This window comes from Ralstonia sp. A12, assembly GCF_000801955.1.
Lineage (GTDB): Bacteria > Pseudomonadota > Gammaproteobacteria > Burkholderiales > Burkholderiaceae > Ralstonia.
This window is the reverse complement of record NZ_JSZO01000018.1, coordinates 24,300-46,132: the sequence shown is the minus strand read 5'-3', so window position 1 is coordinate 46,132 and position 21,833 is coordinate 24,300. Positions and strand designations below refer to the sequence as shown.

13 protein-coding genes and 5 pseudogenes are annotated in these 21,833 nt (G+C 59.6%); 8 read left to right on the top strand and 10 right to left on the bottom strand.

Annotation, left to right across the window (positions count from 1 at the left end):
* The first annotated feature begins 398 nt into the window (after nt 1-398).
* Together PI87_RS28660 and PI87_RS29655 are read left to right on the top strand one after the other, a co-directional pair.
* A complete protein-coding gene (locus PI87_RS28660) occupies nt 399-1,964 on the top strand; it encodes a phospholipase D-like domain-containing protein (protein ID WP_084210025.1) in 1,566 nt (521 codons plus the stop codon).
* Between the two features lie 63 nt (nt 1,965-2,027).
* A pseudogene (locus PI87_RS29655) lies at nt 2,028-2,611 on the top strand (IS3 family transposase); the annotation flags it as partial.
* A gap of 330 nt (nt 2,612-2,941) precedes the next feature.
* On the opposite strand, the gene PI87_RS19860 reads toward PI87_RS29655, so the two are convergent.
* Nucleotides 2,942-4,858, bottom strand: coding sequence for a hypothetical protein (locus PI87_RS19860; RefSeq protein WP_157003179.1), 1,917 nt, complete (start codon nt 4,856-4,858; stop codon nt 2,942-2,944).
* A 915-nt stretch (nt 4,859-5,773) separates the two neighbouring features.
* Between PI87_RS19860 and PI87_RS19855 the strand changes: the two are divergent.
* The 4 genes and pseudogenes from PI87_RS19855 to tnpC all read left to right on the top strand — a co-directional run.
* Nucleotides 5,774-6,836 (top strand): annotated as a pseudogene (locus tag PI87_RS19855) (transposase).
* Nucleotides 6,837-6,876: 40 nt separating this feature from the next.
* Nucleotides 6,877-7,359 (top strand): IS66-like element accessory protein TnpA, encoded by a 483-nt coding sequence (gene tnpA, locus PI87_RS29945; RefSeq protein ID WP_039599452.1) that lies wholly within the window; start codon nt 6,877-6,879, stop codon nt 7,357-7,359.
* Complete coding sequence (gene tnpB, locus PI87_RS19845; RefSeq protein ID WP_039599451.1) at nt 7,356-7,709, top strand: IS66 family insertion sequence element accessory protein TnpB; 354 nt, start codon at nt 7,356-7,358, stop codon at nt 7,707-7,709. The genes tnpA and tnpB overlap by 4 nt, the downstream gene beginning before the upstream one ends.
* A 32-nt stretch (nt 7,710-7,741) precedes the next feature.
* A pseudogene (tnpC, locus tag PI87_RS29865) lies at nt 7,742-9,012 on the top strand (IS66 family transposase); the annotation flags it as partial.
* Here tnpC and PI87_RS19835 read toward each other — a convergent pair.
* Nucleotides 9,003-9,626, bottom strand: a pseudogene (locus tag PI87_RS19835) (ABC transporter transmembrane domain-containing protein); the annotation flags it as partial. The pseudogenes tnpC and PI87_RS19835 sit on opposite strands and share 10 nt — an antisense overlap.
* 490 nt (nt 9,627-10,116) lie before the next feature.
* On the opposite strand from PI87_RS19835, the gene PI87_RS19830 reads away from it, so the two are divergent.
* Nucleotides 10,117-12,099, top strand: coding sequence for a type III secretion system effector protein (locus PI87_RS19830; protein ID WP_157003178.1), 1,983 nt, complete (start codon nt 10,117-10,119; stop codon nt 12,097-12,099).
* A gap of 173 nt (nt 12,100-12,272) precedes the next feature.
* Here PI87_RS19830 and PI87_RS28655 read toward each other — a convergent pair.
* Nucleotides 12,273-12,563: pseudogene (locus PI87_RS28655) on the bottom strand (IS3 family transposase); the annotation flags it as partial.
* Between the two features lie 111 nt (nt 12,564-12,674).
* Here PI87_RS28655 and PI87_RS19825 point away from each other — a divergent pair.
* The gene (locus tag PI87_RS19825) at nt 12,675-13,202 is read left to right on the top strand and encodes a hypothetical protein (RefSeq protein ID WP_039599462.1); all 528 of its coding nucleotides are present in this window, start codon (nt 12,675-12,677) and stop codon (nt 13,200-13,202) included.
* 809 nt (nt 13,203-14,011) lie between these two features.
* Here PI87_RS19825 and PI87_RS19820 read toward each other — a convergent pair.
* The 7 genes from PI87_RS19820 to trbE are packed head-to-tail and all read right to left on the bottom strand — an operon-like array spanning nt 14,012 to nt 21,823.
* The gene (locus PI87_RS19820; protein WP_039599449.1) at nt 14,012-14,251 is read right to left on the bottom strand and encodes a DUF2274 domain-containing protein; all 240 of its coding nucleotides are present in this window, start codon (nt 14,249-14,251) and stop codon (nt 14,012-14,014) included.
* Nucleotides 14,248-15,534 carry a TrbI/VirB10 family protein gene (locus PI87_RS19815; RefSeq protein ID WP_039599448.1) on the bottom strand — a complete coding sequence of 429 codons (1,287 nt, stop codon included), beginning with the start codon at nt 15,532-15,534 and terminating at the stop codon, nt 14,248-14,250. Before PI87_RS19815 ends, PI87_RS19820 begins: the two co-directional genes overlap by 4 nt.
* 2 nt (nt 15,535-15,536) lie before the next feature.
* Complete coding sequence (gene trbG / locus PI87_RS19810; protein WP_039599447.1) at nt 15,537-16,541, bottom strand: P-type conjugative transfer protein TrbG; 1,005 nt, start codon at nt 16,539-16,541, stop codon at nt 15,537-15,539.
* Nucleotides 16,538-17,242, bottom strand: a complete 705-nt coding sequence (trbF, locus tag PI87_RS19805) for a conjugal transfer protein TrbF (protein WP_039599446.1) — start codon at nt 17,240-17,242, stop codon at nt 16,538-16,540. Before trbF ends, trbG begins: the two co-directional genes overlap by 4 nt.
* 12 nt (nt 17,243-17,254) lie before the next feature.
* Complete coding sequence (trbL, locus tag PI87_RS19800; protein ID WP_039599461.1) at nt 17,255-18,628, bottom strand: P-type conjugative transfer protein TrbL; 1,374 nt, start codon at nt 18,626-18,628, stop codon at nt 17,255-17,257.
* A gap of 11 nt (nt 18,629-18,639) precedes the next feature.
* Nucleotides 18,640-19,377, bottom strand: coding sequence for a P-type conjugative transfer protein TrbJ (gene trbJ / locus PI87_RS19795; protein WP_039599445.1), 738 nt, complete (start codon nt 19,375-19,377; stop codon nt 18,640-18,642).
* A 13-nt stretch (nt 19,378-19,390) separates the two neighbouring features.
* On the bottom strand, nt 19,391-21,823 hold the full coding sequence (gene trbE, locus PI87_RS19790) for a conjugal transfer protein TrbE (protein WP_039599444.1): 2,433 nt from the start codon (nt 21,821-21,823) through the stop codon (nt 19,391-19,393).
* Nucleotides 21,824-21,833: the final 10 nt, after the last annotated feature.

The window sequence follows — 21,833 nt, the reverse complement described above, 5'->3', positions numbered from 1 at the left end:
GGATACGGGGGCAAATCCATGGCCAACGCGGCACATGCGTACCGGGAGGCGCAGATTCGCCCTGGCTCCTGACCCAGGGTTGCGCTGTAGCCTGACCAAACATTCAGCCTGTCTGATAGCGATCGGCACAACTTTAGTTGAAATGTAGATACAACTTTAGCTGTGCAAGCGTTTGTGACCGCCTGCAACGACGCCTAGCCGCAGCCACCCACCACTCGCGAGCACACAGCGGCAAGCTCTTCATGGATGAACTCGCCGCACTCACATGGGAGTGCGGCAGAACGTATGTTCCAACATAAAAATTTTCGCTTTAGAAAAATTAACTTCGCATTGCGAGCCTGTCTCCATAGTGGCCCCACGTAAGCTCAAACAAACTGGACAACACCATGTGCTAGGCCATGAAGATTCATTCTCGGCAACCTATCTCGCCGCCTACTGAAACAAATGCTGACCCATCGGGCACAACCCGTTCGCAGACGGGTGCTTTGGTGCGACGGTCCTCCTCCGGCCTCCTTGACTGCCTCAGGCCGAGGCCATCGGCCAAGCCAACAGTGCTGGCAACGCCGGAAGGCAGTGCGCGCGCGACCACTCGGCGTCTAGGAAACGGCATACAACTGCCCGGCATCTCCGCCGCGCTGCGACTCGAAACTGCGGTATTGAAGGCGTCCATCGCGTGCGCGGCCAGTGGCACGGTGCGGCCGGAATCGATGGTTTCCGAGAACAATAGGCTAGAAAGCATAGATATCGGCGGTGATTCCATTTTTGCCAAGCAGGCTGAACTAGTCCGCAGGGCACAGGAGGAAGTATGCGTTCAGACGTTTGCGTGGGATCCGGGTTCAGCAGGAGCCAAGATGATCCTAGATGCTATGCTTGACGCAGCAGCAGCGCACCGGCAGCATGCAGGTCCGTGTAATAAAAACAAGCTTCGTGTTCGGCTCCTAGTCAATGAGGGCACTGGCTTCGCTCAGACCTTCATGCGGATGACGTCCGCCAATAAAAACAAAGGTGGCCCCAAGCGATGGCCTTCATCACCTGATGCATTGATCGGTAACTATAAGAAAGATGCCCAGCACAAATATGCCAGCTTAACGCGAGACATCGATTTCCAGGTCCGCGTATATCAGCACCGCTCATCAAATTCGATCCACTCCAAAGCTGTGGTCGTCGACGGCAATAGTGCTGCATTAACAGGAGCCAACGTTCAATCTCGCAATCACGGTGACAATCCGGCCTACGACCTTGGAGTGACCGTTTCTGGCGGTGTAGCCAAAACACTGCGTGAAGATTTCGTCTCCAACTGGAACGTCGGAGTCAATCCGGATCAACAGACATACCCCATGCAAGAATGGGCGAGTCTCGACAGAGCATCCAATAGCGCGACCAAAGGCATCAAGATGGCAATCTTGACGCGCCGACCCAACGGGAACCTATTGAATGCCCGTAACGACAATCCACAGAATCAGGCATTTCTTGCGGCGATCAATAACGCACGGAGTTCCATTCAGGTAATGACCCCCAACCTAAATGCGCCGACGGCCCTGCAAGAGTTGGCAAACGCAGCCAATCGAGGGGTTCGTGTGCAAGTTCTAGTTTCAAAGGGGTTTAACGATGACCGAGTGAATAATCGAATCGCTGGTGGTACAAACAGAGCAGCAATTTCTACATTGCGAAAAATGGTAAAAAACAATGATATGCTTGATGTCCGTTATTTCAAGAATCCAAAAATCGGCACAGACGCCCCGGTTCCGGACGGTAACAGTGCAGGTAATGGTGCCAGCCATGTAAAGTTCATGGCAGTAGACGGTGCTATGACCATCATTGGGTCCGCCAACATGGACAAGACCAGTTGGCATTTCTCTGGTGAAACGAACGCGGCTATATTCGACCGCAGCGCAACGCATCAGATCAAAGCCAAAGTGTTCGATCCTGCATGGGATGTATCGGAAAAAACCAGCGCGTGTTGATTTGCACGGAATCCTGACCCAAGGGAGGTGGGGACAAGAATTTGGACTACCAGGAGGTAGTTCATGTATTCATACGAGGACAGGGTTCGAGCGGTCGAGCTCTACATCAAGCTCGGCAAGCGCGTCAGGGCAACCATTCATCAGTTGGGGTACCCGACCAAGAACGCGCTGAAGGGTTGGTACCGGGAGTACGAGCGGCGATGCGATCTTCCAAATGGCCATATGCGCCCCAAGCCGAAGTATTCTCAAGAGCAAAAGGAGGCGGCTGTCAGGCACTACCTCGATCATGAACAGTAGCATCGCTACCACCATGAGAGCGCTGGGATATCCGGCGTCGCTGACTGCCTAGATTCGGGAACTCCGTCCTGAGTCAAGAGTGCGCGTTGTTGGTGGAGCTGAGCAGACCTCTCGACCTCCTGCGCTGAAGCAGGCTGCGGTCATTGCGTTACGTACCCGCCAAGGCAGTGCAGACGCCTTGGGCCAGGAAATTGGCGTGTTTAGGCCGACGTTGTACAACTGGAAAAACCAGCTACTCGGCCGCGAGGTTTCTGCATCCATGAAGCGCCAACACGATTTGCTGCCAGGCCCCGAACGGGAGGAACTGGAGCACCAGCTCGAGGCTCTTCGAGCGCGATATCAGACGCTTGCTGTAACACCTACTGAATTCTGACCCGCCTAACGTCTAGTTTGAGGCTCACAGGCCTCTACTGAGGCCGGGGCAATTCACCTCCATCGTGGGGACGATGCTCGTTTGCATCCATCGGTTCAAGATAGGGCGCCTAGACGCTTACGACACAACTCAATCAAGCGCCGTTTGACCACCGACGCGTAATCGCTCGTCTCATTGGAGCGAACACGCACCACCCGCAGTGGAAAGCAGTCAAGCTCGTCTTCAAACTGAACTTCAATGGCCCCGCGCTCGGAGGAGCTCGGGGTCTTGTCCTATGAAACCAAGCGGGCTATTCAGAGCCAACGCGCTAGCGACTCGGAGCCAATGCAAAGAGCTTACCCAACAGAGTGGCGCCAATGGCGGCTCGATGCACCTTCGCATCAACATAGCCAAGCGCATGCATCATCGTTTCCCAGCGCTGCCCCAAGTTCTTTTGCTGATCAGTCTTCAGGTGGACGGCGGTGAATTCGCTGGTATCAAGCGAGCGCAATACCGCTGCATCAACCGGCCGACACGTATGCAGATGCACAAACCAGGCCGACGCCCGCGTGCCATTAGAAAGCGGTTTAGGCTGAATGCGCATCTCGAACAACGTGCCAAGGTTGCCTGCGTCCCCTGTTGAAATCAGGCGGACGGGTATACCTACGGCGTGAATTTCGCCGCTGTTCAATAGACGTTCAAGGTGGTTTGATCGCGGAAAATGATCATTCTTGAGTTCGTCGGCCTCCCACACCTCCAAGCGCTCGTGCACGAGCGTGAGCGCCGAGATACGGTCCGTCAATTGCTCGATGCGGGTGTCATCCGGCGCCAGTGCCGTCTGCATCTTGCATAAGGCATCGATCTCCCCAAGCCAGCCATTTGCCGATCCCCGGACGAAATTGATCGTTTGCACTGCGTCGCGTTGCGGGTCACTCATTGCGCGCTGGATGACACTGGTGTCCTTGCCGAACATGCTGGCGATGGCGACGATGTCCCCTCTCAATCGACCCGCTGTTTCGAGATCGAGAGGATATTTCTTCAATAGAGCGTCCGCATCCTTCTGCGTATGGCTGCGAGCATCCGAAGCGATCGTCACCGGTATGGGCGCGGGATGGCTTGGTACTGCCGATCGTTTCTTTTGCTGGCGGTTTTTTCTGCCGGAGCGGCTCGCCAGTTGGAGCGCGTGCGAGGAGGGTCCCGTGCTTGAAATCGTGGCAGCCTGCGCCGATGGCTGGACTGTCCTGCCGCCGCCAACGCGCTCGCAGATATCCCGCCAAGTCGCGCTGAAGGCAGAGATCGCGTGGGCCAATGCGATCAGGTTTTGCGAAAGCTCGGGCATATTGCCCGCCTCGAGCTGTTCGGCCGCATCCAGACAGAGGCGCATAGTGATGCGTTCTAGTGTGTCGCCATATTTTTCGATCACAGCCTTATGTGTTGCGAGCGCTTCCGGTGTCAGATCCGTTCGTGTTGCGGCACCTTCCGTGTGGGCACCCTCGAAAGCTTTCTCCTCCAAGGCCAGACATGCTTGTACAACCTCCTCACGTCGGTAACCTATCGCTTCATTCAATTCTTCCAGCCGCCTCCCAAGGGCCGGCAGCGCCATGTTCTGAGCTAGGTTTTCCAAGCGCGTGCGGCTGATCTGCATCATGCTGCCGTGGATGGTCTGGACAGCCGTGCAGTAGTCCCGTTGCCCTGCCAAGAGGCTCGGCAGGTACGGCGTTAGCATTGCCCGCATTCCACTTGACGTTTCCCGAGCCTTGGCGCGCCGCATGAAGTCTTCCATGATGGACCGATAGCCATTGAGTTCGTCAAGTACGCGCAACAGTCCATCGGCATCGGAAAACTCGGGGCGAGCTGACGTTACGTCCGTCTCGGCCGATTCCGCCGTGCCTGTTGCAGAACTTGTCCAGTGGGCGACCAATTGCCCACAGCGGAGACTCGTGCCGACCCCAGCGACCATGGCGAGATGGGTTACTAACAAGGCTTCGGTCTCATCTGCGTCTTCAAACGTGCTGCCTCGCGACCTCATCAGCGCGAGTCCCTCCAAACCTCTCTTGGCAGGTTCGATTTCGGCGAGTACGAATTTCATCTCGTCCTTCGGCACCAGATCCGGACGGCCGACCAGCATTTGCCATGTGGTTCTGCGTTTGATAGCAGTCTTCACCGCCTCGCCTGCAGCGGCGACCACCGGATCAACAATCTCGACGAAGGGCGGCAGAGATGCACGTCTTGTCCTACTGCCCATTGCCAGCCCCCCACGCGATGAAGACGCTGGCGACTTGCGCAGGCCCGCCAACTCCGCAGGGCGATTGGCCCGCCGTTCGCTAGTTGGGGGACTTTCAACCGGACTTGTATCGATTGACATCGGTTCCGAAGTCGCGGGTTCGCTCGTGCTACGGACGCGCTGGGAATTGATTTCTCTAACCATCATGCTCTCTCTATTTTGATTACGCTTCCGAATAACCAATTCAGTCGGCGCTTATCTGGGCGGCTGATATTCTGTTTGCCGTTTGATGATCCTCTTGGGGCTTTGGCTAGGTGATCGGTCGTCCGTTGACGGGCGGTTGCTGCCGTGGTCTTGTCGGTAACCACCGCTTCTGTGCCAGGGCCGGAGTGGCGCTGGTGTGTCATCCAATGGCAGAATGGCATTGGGATGCTGATTACAAATTCTCATATTAATGAGAAATATTGGTTGCACGCGGGATTTTTTGAATCACCGAATATTTATGATTTATATTATTATATTAGGTTATTAATAATATTTTTTGCCGCATCGGGCGGTACGTTTCGATGCGAAATAATGATTTTATCGGCGAAGGTGCGACGATTATTATCGTCCCCCAGGGATTCGGCAGGTGTGAGGCCGTTGTAATTTTTTCGTGGCAATGCCATGTGATTCTCTGGTGGTGAAATCCTGATACACCGATGCAGCCGAATGGATTCGTTGGAGAAAGACGTTGTCGAACGCTTCTGCTCCCTGCAAAGGGTCAGCCTGGGCGTGTCACGAATGCAGGTGCGAGCCTGCGGTGCTGTACCGAGTCGGCCCTAAACAATCCGCAAAGGTTTTGCCGGCAATGCATGGGAGCCAAAACAGCGTAGCCGGAGTTGCAGGAAGCATGCATATTGATGCGAGTTTCCTGCAAATTCCGACGAGGTTTGAATGGGCCCGAAGGGGCCAGTCAGCGAGGGAGACTTCTTCCTGCAGCCGCTGCGCGAGCAGATCAACCTGAGGCATCCGCCGGTGCGCCTGGCCGATCTGATCGACTGGGAGCGGTTGAGCGCCGCGATGAGCGAGAGCTTCGTGTCCAAGCGTGGTCGCCCGGCCACGTCGCCATGCTTGATTGCTAGCTTGCTGTATTTGCAGCACGCGTTTGACCTGTCCGATGAGGAAGTCGTCTGGCAATGGGTCGAGAACCCATACTGGCAGATGTTCACTGGCCAGACGTACCTGCAGAAGGCGATCGCGCATCCGACCGATTTGCGCCTGCAGGAGCACTATCGTGAACGTCTGGTGGCTGCGGCAGCCCAGCACGGGCTGAAGCTGCGACAGAACTACAACTGCGAGGCGCCACGGCTGGCGGGCCAGATTTGCCGCTACGCACACGCCAAGCAGTACGAGCGCATGAGGCACGCGCTGCGCACCTTGCGCTCGCAGGTAGGTCGGGTGATGCACGACGTGGGGCGGCAGCTTGGCTCGGTGGCAGCGCAAAGTTGCGCAGCACAGGAAGAACTAATTGGCCGCACCAAGCGCATTCTGTCGCAGCGACAGAAAGACAAGGGCAAGCTCTACGCGCTGCATGCGCCAGAAGTCAAGTGCATCAGCAAGGGCAAGGCGCGCACGCCTTATGAGTTCGGCGTGAAGGTATCGATCACCACGACGCACAAGGAGGGGTTCGTGCTGGGTGCGCGCTCGATGCCGGGCAATCCATACGATGGGCACACGCTGGCCGAGGCGCTGGAGCAGGCGGAGATTCTCAGTGACGCGCGGCCTGCGGGCGATGATCCGGCGACGCAGCACGATCGAACCCGTCATCGGTCATATGAAGGCCGACGGCAAGCTCGATCGGAACTCGCTCAAAGGGGCTGTGGGCGATGCAATCCACGCGGTGCTCTGCGGGGCTGGCCACAACCTGCGCATGATCCTCAGGAAGCTGCGGCTTCTTTATGCCTGGATTCTGGGCACTCTGTTTGCTCACACATGCCCACTCATGTCGGCTGCATGAAACTGGGCGGCCGGGAAAGCGGATTGTTCAGGGCCGACTAATGACCATAGAAGATGACCTGAGCTACCTGCCCCTGAGGGTGGCCCGTGTTGGGGACACCGGGAAGCGCACCTTTGACGCGGAGGACAAGCGTCGGCTCATCGAGGCCTGCCGGCAGCCCGGGGGATCGCTCTCCGGGATGGCGCTCAAGGCCGGTATCAATGCCAACCAGCAGTACAAATGGGTTCACGGACGTGGGCGCAAGCGTGGGCGAAGCAATGAGGTGGCTGAGCCCGAGCACGATGCAGATGTGCGGCCAGCGTTTGGGCCCGTGGTCTCAATAGGCGATGTTACTGCCCCGCTCGGGGCCGGGCCTGAATCGGCCGTAAGCGCGCGACGTGAAGCAGCAAGTCCGTCATCGCAAGCGAGCGCACCAGCACGCCTGACGGCGCGGCTACCTAACGGGGTAACCGTCGCACTTCAATGCAGGGGGCAAGACGCGGGGCTGGTCAAGGCGATGATCGAAGCACTGGGGGCGAGGTGACGTTCCACTTCGACGAAGGGTTAAAGGTCTACCTGCACCGCAATGCGGTGGATTTCCGCAAATCGATCAACGGCCTGGCCGCGTTGGTCGAACAGGCCATGGGGCTCAATCCGTTCGCGGCTGCGGTGTACGTGTTCCGCAACCGGCGGGCCGATCGCATCAAGATTCTTGGCTGGGACCGCAATGGCATCTGGCTGCTACTCAAGCGCCTGGAGCAGGATCGGTTCGCATGGCAACGCCAGGCGGCGGTGGCGACGCTGAGTGTCGAGCAACTGCACTGGTTGCTCCAAGGCATCGACATCGAGGCGATGCAGCGGCATCCGCGGCGCGCGTATCATCGGGCGGCGTGAACGCCGCACAAGCAGCAGCGGACTAACCCGCCATGCCGACCACCGTGACCATCACTGCAGAGGAATACGAAGCACTGCGCAAAGAGATTGCGCGTGGTGACGGTCGAGCCGGATCTGCTCAAGGAGCAACTGAAGGCGTCCCCGCCAGTTGTTCGCCGCCAAGACCAAAGCACGTGGCGCCGAGTAGAAGGATCTGTTCCTCAATGAGGCCGAGGCGCTGGCCACTACTTCATCTGCTCAGGAAGAAGAAGGTACGCCAGCGATTGAGGTGCCCGTGCACCAGCGCAAGAAGCGCGGGCGCAAGCCGCTCGATCCGGCGCTGCCCCGAGTCGAAGTCCGTCACGAACTGCCCGAATCGGAGCGCGTCTGTCCGCACGACGGCCAGGCCCTGGTCGAGATCGGCGTGGAGGTGAGCGAACAGTTGGACATCGTGCCGCAGCAGATCCGCGTGATCCAGCATAAGCGTGTCAAATACGCATGCTCGTGCTGTGACGGTAGCATCAAGACCACGCCGGCACCGGCGCGCGCATCCTCAAGGGGCTGTTGACGGAATCGGCGCTGGCCTGGTGCATCACAGCCAAGTACCAGGATGGCCTGCCGCTCTACCGTCAGGCGGCACTGCTACATCACTACGGCGGCGCCCTCTCGCGCAGCACATTGGCCGCCAGCGTGGTGCGGGTGGGTCAGGCCGTGCAGCCGTTGATCAACCTGCTGCGAGACCACCTGCTCGATGTCGAGGTTGTGTACGGTGATGAGACTCCAGTGCAGGTGCTCAAGGAGCCTGGCGGGCGGCGCAGATCAAGAGCTTCCTGTGGGCGCAGATGAATGGCTCGGGCCCGCCCGTGCGGTTGTTCACCTATAGTCCGCCACACAGCACGGCCCAGGCCGCTACCTGCATGCTGGTAACCGACCGGGCGCGGCCCCAATGACGGACGGCTACGCGCCGTATGACGACATTTCCAGTCATTGCGAACTCGTGCACCTTGGGTGCTGGGCGCACGCACGACGCTACCTGATCGAGGCTGAAGAAGCGTTGCCAAAGGCCAAGCGCGCCGAGCATCCCGTGGCCAAGTTCATTGAGCGCATTGGCCTGCTGTTCAGCGTCGAGGCCCAAGCCAAGGACATGACAGCAACGCTGCGGCGGGTGCTCCGTGCTGAGCGAAGTCGACCGATACTCGATGAGCTTGAGGGGTTGCTCCTGCATCACCTGCACACAGTGCTGCCGACAAGCCTGTTCGGCAAAGCCTTGCACTACCTGCATAGCCAGTGGCCAAAACTGACCCGTTATGTTGAGAACGCGGCCTGATCGAAACCGATAGCGCCGGCGAGCTTGGGCAGGCGGGACTTCTGGCCAACGACTTCGGTGCGAGCGTTCAGGATGTCGCCCAGTCGGCTCATCGAGATACCGACCTGCTGGAAATCATTCCAGAGCTGCGCGAGACGCAGAATTGGTGATGAGACCTGGCCGGCGAGCATGTTGAACGCCACCAGTTCGCCCACCGACATCTTGTGGTCGATGACGAGGCTCGCGCCCCACCACATGATGTCGGCCGTCACCAGCTTGCTGATGAGGGTCACACCGCCGTTGGCAAGCGTCGCCACGTTAGTGACAGCAAGACCCGCCGTTACGTAGGCCGCGAGCTGCTGATCCCACTTCTGGGTCCAGCGGAACTCCACTGCCATCGCCTTGACGGTATCAATGCCGCTGATGGTCTCGACGAGGAAGGACTGGTTCTCAGAGTTACAGTTGAACTTGACGTTCAGGCGAGCGCGGATGATGGGCGTGAAGATGACAGACAGCGCGATGTACAGCGGAATCGAAAGCACCACGATCAGCGTCAGCCAGGCGCTGTACCACAGCATCACCGCCAGAAAGATGAAAGAGAACAGCAGATCCAGCACGACCGTCATGGCGTTGTCAAACGCAGTCTCAAGTTGATACAGGGGTGGGTCACTTCTAGAGTGCTGTTGACGAGGAAGCCTGGGATGGCGAGTTCGTATGCACGCACATCAATTCTGCCGCACGAAGACCTCAACTTGCGTAGTGAAAGCACAATGCTCGGTCGAGAATGCAACCTGAGCCCATTCGCCAATGAAGAAGGTTACCTCCACCACCGTGCTCCATGGCATGGAGCCTTGTGCACCTATCAATCGCCTGTCAGTATCCGCGCCTGAATCGCCTTCAGATCGCACGCGCGCGCGATCTCCTGGCCCCCTGGAAGGTTTGCCACGCCGCCACCACAAGCGTGCCGCATCTACGGGAAATCTAGTGCCTGCGTCATTGCATGGGCTCTCAGAGGACACGATCCGGCCGAACAATTTGGATGCCCCGCCACTTCGCGGCGATCTATCGCCGTTGTCGTATCCGTCTACGCAGCGGACGCAACAGGTACACCGGCCAGTTGCAGTGTTGCTTCAACAACTACAAACGGAGCTTAAGCATGCGATCTGCCGAGAATTGCAGCCTCAGTTAGCAGCCGATTTGGTCAATCGCTTGCGCGGTACCGGAACCGCGACCCAGGTGGCGAATGGCAATTCACGTCCCGCGACCAATGATGAGTTGATGAAACGGGTCTCTGACAAGGATGTGCGGGACTGGTACCGGGCGCAAGGTATGAACGAGCGCGAAGTCAACGCCTTACGGCGCTCGGCGTTTGTTTCGGGCTTGCCCAATCCAAGCGGCACCTTTCTGAATAACGCCATTCAATACATTGTTTCGCCGTGGATTGGTAGCGCGACCACTCCGTGGGGTAGTGCAAGCGTTGGCTTAGTTGCAGCTGCTGTGGGCGCCCCAATGAATGCAGCGCAACAGCCGGCTGTGGTGACTGTGTGCGAGTCGATTCGCGAGCGCGGCGGCCCGGTGATTGTCCCCGACAAGGAGAACATCAACGACAAGCATTGGTTGCCCGACCTCGCAAGAATGCTTCAGCACCAAGTTCGCGAATTTAGCGCCTTGCATACAGAACTAGCTAAGTTAGTGCATGATCTGGGGTTTTCATCACACGATGCCGGTTTGGAGCTGAAGGTGAAAATTGATGCTCTGCCGTTGACGGAGTTGATGAAGTTGCGAGAGCAAGGGCAACGTTTGCTCAACGCTGAGCGCGCTTTGCACGCAACGCAACGTAACTTCATGATGACACAGGGTGCCCACCAACGGCAGTGGATGGGGAACCGGTTTCAAACAGCGCCACGCACACTACGTGCGCCCGTGGCCGCGGCAAGCAGTCTTGTAGGCAAGCTCGCCGCTGTTCCCACGCAACATGTACTGGCTTCTGCAATGGCGGTTGCCAAGCGCATGTTTCCATATGGGCCAACAGCTCAAACCGTAGCAGCCTTGGCCATGACGGCCGTACAGCACGTCGCCGCCGGTTTGGATGAGCGCGCAAAACAGGACTGCAACAACAAACTCAATCTTCTCTATGGGGACTTCTTCACCGAGGCCGGCAAAGCGAAGCTTGCTCGAGGAGAATTGCTGATAGCGGAAGATATTGACGCCACAAAATTGGCGGGGTTCATTAGGATGCCTGTACAGTCCATCGTCAAGCGCGTCGTTTCCAATCTGGGCCGGAAGATTGCTGAGTTGGAGCGATCGTTGGCTAGCTGCGGCGCCCTGCCATCAGTAAGCGATGTGGCTTCCGGTTCAACGTCTTCGGCGTTGACAGGCGTCGCTAATGAGTCCGATGTGCTTATTCATCTCAAAGAGGACCTTGCCCGTCTCAAGTCAGGCGATCTCACTTCACTGCATCCAGGCGGCTGGGCGGAGCAGTTGCTCACTGGCACCGTGAAAACCATCGCGTCAGAGCAATTGGTGAAGGACGTGAAAATGAAGTACACCGCTCGAGAGCTGTCTGCGCAGACGGCTCAGCGTGTTGGTCAAATGTTCCACCTTGCGGTCTTCGGCAGCGCGGCGTCTTCGGTCATGGGCAAGCTTTCCTCTGCACTCAGCGGCGGTGCTAGAAACGCTTCCATAGGGCAAATTCTCGGAGTGGGCGCAGCGTCCGGCGTGATGGCAGGAATCGGCGCAGCAAACCAGCATACGGCGATCACGGTAAAGAATCATCGGCGTGAGGGCGAAGTCGATATCGGTCTTCGAGGGCAGATTCGACGCGGCGTGATGGGTGCAGTGGACGAGACGCTGGCGCAACGTACCGGCACGCTCGCAAGCCGCGAAATGAACCAACTGCTGGGTGAGGATAGTGTCGACTCTATCCTGAGATTTGCACGAGAGCTTTGTTTGCTGGTCGGCGACATGAGACTACCCGAAGAGCAGCCTCACAGAATGACGATGGGGGAGGCTATCAGCCAGTTGCATCCCGGTCATGTTTCCCCTGCAGGCAATTTGAGTGTGGCGATTGACATCGAAGAATTTCATGATCACGAGCCGCGGTGACCGTCTCGATGGTGGCCATCGCGTTGGAGGACACGATGGCCATGCTCCCAGAAGCCGCTGTATGGCTCACCTAATCCCTCCGTCGGACAGCAGCGTACCGAGCCTACAGACGAAATGCTTCTAGGAAATGTCATCGACCGTCATTTCAGGCGGCGTGAATCGCCCCGGTTTTCTTAGACACCCGCGAGCCGCTGGGAATGGCGTTGTTCAAACTCTACTGGTGATAGTCCGTTGGCGCTGGAATGGCGCCGTGTTGGGTTGTAGAACATCTCGATGTAGTTGAAGACATCGGACTTGGCCTCCTGTCTGGTGGCATAGATTTGCCGACGCACTCGCTCGCGCTTAAGCAACTGGAAGAAGCTCTCAGCCACGGCGTTGTCGTGGCAGTTGCCACGCCGGCTCATGCTGCACAGCAAGTTGTGTTCGCGCAGGAAGCTTTGCCAAGTGTGGCCGGTGAACTGGGCGCATTCAATCTCGGCCAGCCCCAAGCTACTGGACTATCACATCAAATTGTTGCGATAACGCGGCAGGTCGGAGAATGGTTCCAGTTGTCCACGACGGGCTATCAGACGGCCATGGGTCGCCTGAACAAGAGCGAAAAGACCGATGTGGACTCGCTGTTGACCTTGAGTCGAGCTCAGCAATACATGACTGCGGCGAAAACCGCCTACCCGTCGGAAACACTGAAAAGCTTGGCAAGCCTGCAGCAGAGCCATATCTACCATACCGCAGACGGCGAGTTGCGCGGGGCAATCGAAATGTCGCCAGCGGATCTCAACCACTGCCTACAAAAATGCCGGCAACTGGACTTTGCCAATTGCGACATGCAAGCACTGGAGGTCGCACTTCAATTGCGGCATGGTCCGGGCATCTCCGACTTCAGCATCGTCAGCAACCATAAGCTGAGCCACAACTATGGGGGCATCCACCCCTGTACTGAGTTTCCAAAAGGGGCGATAGCTGATTCCTGGACTGGCCAAGGTCTGCAAGAACTGAACTTAAAAACGAAGCTGAAATTTCAGCACAAGGACCAGAACTACACCATCAACAGCAATATGCATGCATGGATCGAACACTACGGGGCCAGGCATTTCGGCGGATAGAGGAGCGTGGCGTTCGGCGGCACAGATTTCTGCCATAGGCTTTGCTTGACTCAGGCGGCGCGAAGTTCCTCTCGGGCCTGCGGCGCGCCCCATGTCGAGCGCGATCCCATCCGCGCAGATCCTGTGCTGTTCCGCCCTCTGGAAGAGTCTTGTTGCGTCGAACGCTTGTGCCGATTTAAGGGAGCCATCAATCTATCCTTCGCTACGCTACCACGGGCCCAAACGGCCGATCACTACCAAGCTCTGCGAGCCTGGAGCATCAAGCCTTCAGGCGCTGCCTAGCTGACCCCACCAGCCGCCGCAAGAGACGTCGTCAATCGACCGCTTACGTACGAAGAATGTCCCTGCGCTCTGCATACGAGGGCGGTAAGTTTTGCGGGGTCTACTACTGCGTCCTGTGTACCAGTTCAAATCAAACAACGTGCGATATCGCGCTGGACGTCCCGCTTGAACCATCACCGGCAAACTAGGGCATCGGCTGTCGCCTCCTTGCGCGAAGACGTGAGCGACACTTCATCAAAGCTGCAGCCGATCGGTCTGCATGATCGTCGGCTCAATGAACGCCAGCTTCTGCAGCGACGACATCAGGAATGAACTCCCAATGGGCACCCTGCCGCAACTGCGTATCGGGCGGCGCAACCGCCATGCGGGGTACGTGGGCGGGGTCCACTGCTTTTGCATGGAGGGTAGGCGATCAGGCACAACTTAGAGCTGTTTACGGGACCCAGCACCCCAAGTTCTCGGTGACGGTCAGCCAAGAAGAGCCGCCGCCGTAAGCAGACGACGGGTCACTTCCGAGTTCCAAGGGATCAATCCTGCAGCTTGGCAGCCGCTTTGCTTGTCCGGCGAAATCCCCGATCCCCAGCCATGAGCGCCTCCAGCATGTACGGGATCAGAGTGACAGCATCGACCACCTCTCCATAGGTCTGCGCATGTAGCGCCGCGTAACGGTCAAGATCAGCTCTGAGGCTGGCAGAGCATACAAAGGTCAGCTTGATACTTTCAGTCTTTGGCAGACGCCCAAGTCTCAGCTTGCGTGTCACGTTCATCGCGAGATTCCTCGATTGACGAACAGCGGCTGGTACGGCCGCAGTACCAAATCTCGATTGACGACAATACGCACCGGCAAGCCCGGTCGCTCCGTCAACGTATGTTGGATGTTGAGATTGCGCCTGGTCATCTCCTGCCCCGCCAGATTCACACTGTTCTGCAGGCTGTCGCGACCAGCGCCAGCAATGCCGCCGCTATTTTGGCGTTCTTTTGGCGACGCCAATTCGGCGCCGACGCCCAGTAATGTCGTGAGTGCCGCGCCAGCAAACACGCGATCCCAATGCCAGTCAACGCCATCGCTGAGACCGGCATAGCCGGCAGGGTCGGCGGCAGCCAAGTTGGCCAGCATAAGCGAGGACGTATCGGGCAAGATGACGCGGTTCCAGACCACCTGCACTCGGCTCTGTCCGTAACTGACCTGGCTGTTGTAGCGCCCAAGGATGCGCGCACCCTGCGGAATCAATAGAAAGCGGCCAGTAGCCGTGTCGTAGACCGGCTCTGTCACTGTAGCGATGATGTCACCAGGCAGGTCAGACTTAATGCCCGTCACCAGCGCACCGGCGATCACCGTCCCGGCCATCACCTGGTACGGGGAGGTTGGCATTTGCAGATTTCCGGAAATGCGCCTTTCAGCAGTCCCGGCTCTCTGGAAGGCTTCTTTCTGGTCCTGCCGGTTCTGCACAGCAGTCGGGTCGATCGCTTGTCCTGTCGTCGCTGCCGCCCCGGCTACCAGCGGGTCCTGCCCAGCAAAGCCAGATCCCGAACCGACTGTAGAAACCGCCGCCTGCATCGTGGCGCGCTGCTTGCTTGAACGAAAGAACACCGACGAACTAGCCGCCGCCCTAGCCTCCTCGTGTAGCGCATCTCTTTCAGCGGCGGCTGGATCTTGGCCCGGCGCCGTGTAGGTGACCTCTGTCGGCGACTGCAATTTTACGATCGCTGGCCCCAAGTCGACCGGCAGCGGCGGCCCCAATTCGGGCACCGTCGGTGAAGGGGACGGCGGCAGCTTGGAATAGTCGGTGGGAAGCTGATCCAAACCTTCCGATCGCGAGACGCGATCGACGTTGTACAACTCGATCTGCTCTGCGGTCTGACGCTGACGTGGTTGCAGCGACCACATCGTGGCACCCAGCACGGCCGCGGCAACGCCACCGGTCAAGATTGCCAGCGACCGTCGGTTTAGCCGCATCACTCGTTGCGGCTGGGCCCGTAACGCCACCGCTTCTGGGGCCACCTTTTGCGGGTGCGGCGTGGCATGGTCAGAGGTGTCGTCCTGGCCCATATTCAGCTCCCCCGCGCAATACCGTCGGTGCGCTCGATCCGTACCGAATCGGCCCCGTCACCACCAAGGCGCAGCTCGGCTGCACCAAACAACCGGTCCACGATGTAGTACGGCGAGCGGAAGCGGTAATTCACCAGTTGAGCATCGCCCTGTGCACCAATCACGAACAGCGGTGGCAGCTCACCCTGGGCGATACCGGCCGGGAACTGGATGTAAACCTTCTCACCGTCATCAAACGCACGCAGCGGCTTCCACGGCGGGGTGCTGCCGCTGATCGCATAGCGAAAGCGAATCTTCTCCAGCGAGAGGCCGGTATCCACCGGCGTGGTTGCCTGTGCAGCCTGCGCTTGGCGCTGCAAGGACAGCACCCGGTCTTTCGGATACTCCCAGGACACCGATGCCATCCAGGTCTTGTCAGTCGAGGTCAGCTCCAGCAGGTACGTCCGCCGGCTGGTGGTGATGACCAGATTGCTCCTGAGGCCCGAGCGAATCGGCTTCACGATCACGTTGACGCGCAGCTCCTCGCCGGCGCCACTCGATGTGTCGTCGACGATCCAGCGCACGGTGTCGCCGGAGGCCACAGTCACGAGTTTCTCACCGGGCTGAAGCGAGATGACGGTCACGCGGCCCGGTGCTGCATAGACCTGATACAGCGCCCCATCGCTGTAGGGCCAAACCTGGATCGCGTTCACAAAGCCCTCGCGCGTGGGCGCAACCCGTGCTTCGGCATTGGCGCGCGCCACCCGTGCTTTCTCGTCGACCGGCTCAGGCACGTGCGTCAGTTCCTCGGTGGGTTCCAGCGGCTTCAACTGCGCCGGTAGCGGTAACGGTTGCGGAACCGTCACCACCTCGACAGGTTTGGGGGGCTCCGGCAGCAGTTGAGCCTGCACTGGTTCGTCGAGCGAGACAGTCGGTGCCGGCCTGAGCTGCGTGGCACAGCCTCCGAACAACAGAGTTGAGATGACCACGGCCGGCACAAAAGCGTAAATGCGAAAAAGGTGATTCACGGTTTGGCTCCTTCGGATGCATCGAGCTCGCGGCTCCACGACAGCCCATTGACGTAGATGCCCAATGGGTTCTTGCGCAAGCGCGCTTCGGTGCGCGGTGGTTGCAGGACCGTGGAAATCACGGCGTTCCAGCGTTGGGTGTCCCCCGGCGCACCGTTGTTAAAACGCTGCTCCGTCCAACGCACGTTGAACGACGCGTCGCTCGCCCGCACAACGCTGGTGATCTGTACCGTCACCGACTCCTTGCCGACACGGGCGAACGGATCGTTGGCGCGCGCGTACTCGTTCAGCACGGCCGCACCACGGTCCGTGGTGTATTCGTAGGCATCGAGCCAGTTCTGCCGCACGATGACGGGATCGATGGACAGCGACCGAACGAGCGTGACGAAATGCGCAAGGTGGTAGGCAAGCTGGGCATCCGTCGGCTGGTAAGGCGTAGATGCCTCGCCAACCGCACGGACCTGTCCGGTCTTCTCCACCTCCACGACGTAGGGCGTCACACTGGACTGCGTCGATCGCCAGATCAGGCCACCTGCCATCACCGAGGCGAGCAACAGACAGCCGAACGCCATCAATCGCCAGTTCTTGGCTTGCACACGTGCCGAGCCAATGCGCTCGTCCCATAGCTGCGCCGCAGCTTGATATGGGGTGGCAGGCTGTGGCGTGTCCGCATAGCGCACACGCGCTCGCTTGAATCGCATGGCTTGCTCTCCCTATGAATCGGAATCGCCCAGGCTTGGTCCACTACCCGAGCCGCCACCATCTCCAGCGCGCAGCGTGTTGGCCGCGGTCGTGGCCGCTTGAGAAATCTGCTGACGGCGCTGAAGACGTTTCGCCCAAGCGGGTTGCTGCCGGTCGGCAACACTGGCCTGTGTTTGCGCTGCTGCGGCCGCGTCTTGCGTCGCAGAATCGGGTACGGGGTAAGCGCCGGGCGCTGCCGACGTGGAGGAGGAGCCAAAAGCGGAAGCCGCACGCTCCTTGAATGCGCTGATCCCGGAGGCGACCTTCTGACCCATGGCGTGTGCGCCGCTCGCCGCAACGTTGCCCGCGCCTGCCACGACGCCCTTCGCACCACCACCAGCGGCCGTGGAACCGGCCTGAAACGCCGAGCGCGTGCTGCTCGCCAACGAGACGGCCCCACGGGCACCACTGCCAACGATCTTCGCGCCTACGGGGGCCATACGTGCACCAGCTGCGACCGCACCGGCAACCGCCGCACCGGTCGCAACGGCAGTCCCGGCAGCGCCTACCGTCGCACCCGCCATCGCACCGGCGCCGAGTTGTGGCGCCCCAGATACCAGACCCGTCGCAACACTCGGCCCAAAGATCCCAAGTGCCAGCAACGCAAGCGAGGCCAGCATGAGGACAAGCGCGTGGTCGATAGAAGGGTCACTGGGTGCGACCTTGAACTCAGAGAACAGGCCCGTACCGATGCCCACGATAACGGCCAGCACAAGCACCTTCACGCCGCAAGACACCACGTTTCCCAGTACCTTTTCGGCAAGGAAGGCCGTCTTGTTCCACAGCACAAACGGCACCAGCACGAATCCAGCGAGCGTGGTCAGCTTGAACTCGATCAGCGTGATGAAGAGCTGCACTGCGAGCACGAAGAAGCAGACGATGACGACCAGCCAAGCGAGGAACATCACGGCGATGGGCGTAATGTTGACAAACACTTCCGGGAAGCCTGTCAGCTTGCTGATTTGCTCGAGGATGGGTGCTCCTGCGTCGATACCGGCTTTCGCAAGGCGCCCGGGGTGCAGGAAGGTCTCCATGTTGATCGAGCCCGTTGCAGTCAGACCGAGTCCAGCGAAGGAGCGGAACACGATGCCCGCCAACCAGTTGAAATTGCCGATGATGTAGGCGAAGGTGCCAACGTAGAGCACCTTGCGAATGAGCTTGGCCATCACGTCATCGCCCTGTCCGCTTGTATGCGCCAGCGCCCAATAGAGGCCCGCCAGCGTCATATCGATGGTCACGAGCGTGGCAGACAGAAACGTGACTTCGCCTCGCAATAGGCCGAAACCCGAGTCGATGTACGTGGAATAGGTGTCGAGAAAGCGATCGATGACGGCGGGGTCATTCATGGCCGTGCCCGTCACCGGCTGTAGAACCTCACGGGATGCGGCGTATACGCCATCCCGGCACCGAGGAATCTTCGCGTCACTTCGCGGCCACGCTCCATTGCTGCAGCCTGCCGTGCCAACTCCAGCGAGGCCGCACGTTCCTGCGTCAGCTGTAGCTGCTGTGCCTGAATCGCCTGCTTGGCTTGCAGCGCCAGGAGTTGGTTGGTCGCTTGTGTGGCTTGCAATGTGCCAAGCGCCGACTGGCTTTGCCTGACGAGGTCGGCCAACGCGCCTTCGTCCTGGGCAAGGTTGCGCGACACCTGCGCTTGCATTCGCATCGCGGTGTGCAAACCATTGAGCGTGTTCCGCCAACGTTCGCCCGCGTCTCGGTACATCTGGTCACCGCTGACGGTCGCTGCATAGCGTTGCGGGTACAGACGCGCAAAACTGGCGTCCATGTTCTGCACGTCATAGGCCAGTCCCCTTCCCTCGGCGATCAGCCGCTCGGTGGCGCCGAGTGAGGAGCGCAGGCGATTGACGATGTTGAAGTCCAGGCTGGCTAGATTGCGCGACTGGTTCATCAGCATCTGGCTCTCGTTCTGGAGCTGCTTGATCTGGTTGTTGATCTGCTCCAGGGTACGAACCGCGGTCAGCCTGTTCTGCACAAAGTTCGTCGGATCGAACACGGTGATGGCCATCGCCGGCCGGGCAAGCATGAGCGACCCAGCCAGAAAGGTGGCAGCCTTTGCGAGAAACGCACGAGTCTTCATGGCAGTGCTCCTATCAATGGGAAGCGAGGAAAGACGCGGCCGACGGCGCAGAAGGCAGAAGTTCAGCCGCCCAATCGAGGCCACGATGGCGCAGCCAGGCACCGGCAAAGCCGGGTACCCCGGCCTCACGCAGAACGCCGTCCATGGCGCGCTGGTCCTGAGGTGTCGAGGCGCCAGCGAACGCGAGCGCGACCGGCCCCAGCTCGAGGTCGAACACGCGATTACCTGCCCGGGATTGGTAGTAGTAGTCGCGCTTCGGCTGTGCAGTCGCGACGATCTCGATCTGCCGGCTGTTGAGGCCGAAGTCCTCGTAGATCGTACGAATCTGCGGCTCGGTCGCCTGTGGGTTCGGCAGAAAGATGCGGCTGGCGCAGCTCTCGATAATCGCGGGTGCGATGCTCGAATCCTTGATGTCAGCCAGTGATTGCGTGGCGAAGATGACGCTGACATTCTTCTTGCGCAGCGTCTTGAGCCACTGGCGGATGCGTGCGGCGAACACCGGGTCGTCTAGGAACAGCCAGGACTCGTCGAGGATCAGTAGCGTCGGCGCGCCGTCAAAACGCGCTTCAAAGCGCGCAAACAGGTAACCGAGCACAGCAAGCACGGCGGCCTTGCTGTGCATCAGGTCTTCCATCTCGAAGCACTGCACGTTCGCCGTGCCCAGCTTGTCTTGGTCGGCATCCAACAGCTTGCCGTGGGCGCCGCCCAGCACATATGGTGCGAGGGCCTGGCGCAGTGCGTTGGACTGCAGCAGTACGGATAGCCCCGTGAGCGTGCGCTGTTCGACCGGTGCGCCGGCAAGACTGACCAGTGCGGACCAGATGGCTGACCTCTCTTCAGGGCCAACAGCGACGCCCTCTTGCAGCAACCGACCTTCGACCCACTCTGCCGCCCAAGTGCGATATCCGTCGCGATCGATGCGCGCAAGCGGCTGGAATGCGATTGCGCCGTCGGCGCCGAGGTCGTAGTACTGGCCACCCAAGCCTAGGATGGTCGCGCGCATGGACCGCCCCATATCGAACGCAAGAACGCGCGAACCGGGATAGCGGCGGAACTGCATGGCCAGCGTCGCCAGCAGGACGGACTTGCCCATGCCGGTGGGACCGACGACGAGCGTATGGCCCACATCCCCGACATGCGTCACCAACCGAAACGGTGTCGAGCCATCCGTACGTGTGACAACCAGCGGCGGTCCATCAAGGTGGTCGTTCTTCTCGGGCCCCGCCCACACGGCCGACAGCGGCATCAGATGCGCCAGATTCAGCGTCGAGACGATCGGCTGACGCACGTTCGCGTAGGCGTTGCCTGGCACCGACGAGAGCCACGCCTCGACCGCGTTTAGCGTTTCCGGCACCGTCACGAAGCCGCGGCCCTGAATGACGCGCTCCACCATGCGCAGCTTCTCATCGGCTACGTCTGCGTCTGCATCGAGCACCGTCACGGTTGCAGTCAGATAGCCAAACGCGACCTGATCGCTGCCCAGTTCCTGCAAAGCCGCGTCTGCGTCAGCGGCCTTGTTGCCGGCGTCGGTGTCGACTAACGGGCTTTCCTGTTGAAAGATCGTCTCGCGCAACAGCGCGAGAACGTTCTTGCGTTTGACGAACCACTGCCGCCGCAGTCGGCCGAGCTCCTTCTCGGCCTCGGCCTTGTCCATGCAGATAAACCGCGTACTCCAGCGGTAAGCGAATCCCAACCGGTTGAGATCATCGAGAAGTCCAGGCCACGTTGAAGTCGGGAACCCGCGTACCGTCAACACGCGCAGATGCTGATCGCCCAGCATGGGTGTGAGCCCACCGACCAGCGGGACATCCGCCAGCAGTGCGTCCAGATAGAAAGGCACTTCGAGGGTGCCGATGCGATAGCGTCGACTCGAAATCGTCGAATGCAGGTAGGTCTTCGTCTCCGTATCAGTGAGCCAGGCGATTTCCGGTACGGCGCCATCGAGCATGTCGTAGATTCTGTCCGTTTCCGCGACAAACGCCTGCAGTCGCTCGCGCCAATCCACTCCCGCGGTGCGCGGATTCTCGTAGAGCAGCTTGGCCGCTCGCGCGCGCGATTCTTCCGGCGGCAGGTACTGCAGCGTGAGGTGATAGCGGCTCTCGAAGTGCGCACCCGACTCCTCAAATGCGGCGCGGCGCTCTTCGTCGACCAACCAGGACAGGGGTTCGGGAAACTCCGACCGTGGATAGCCGGCCACCGGCTGACGTGCGGCCTCGATGAACAATGCCCAGCCCGAGCCAAATCGGCGCAATGCATTGTTCAGCCGCGCCGTCGTGGCGATCAGCTCACCTTGCGTCGCGCTGTCCAAGTCCGGCCCGCGAAAGCACGCCGTTCGTTGGAACGACCCATCCTTGTTCAACACCGCACCGGGCGCAACCAAGCCGGCCCACGGCAGCCAATCGGCTAGCAAGGCGGGGCGCTGGCGGTATTCGGCAAGGTTGAGCATCGCGGCGCTC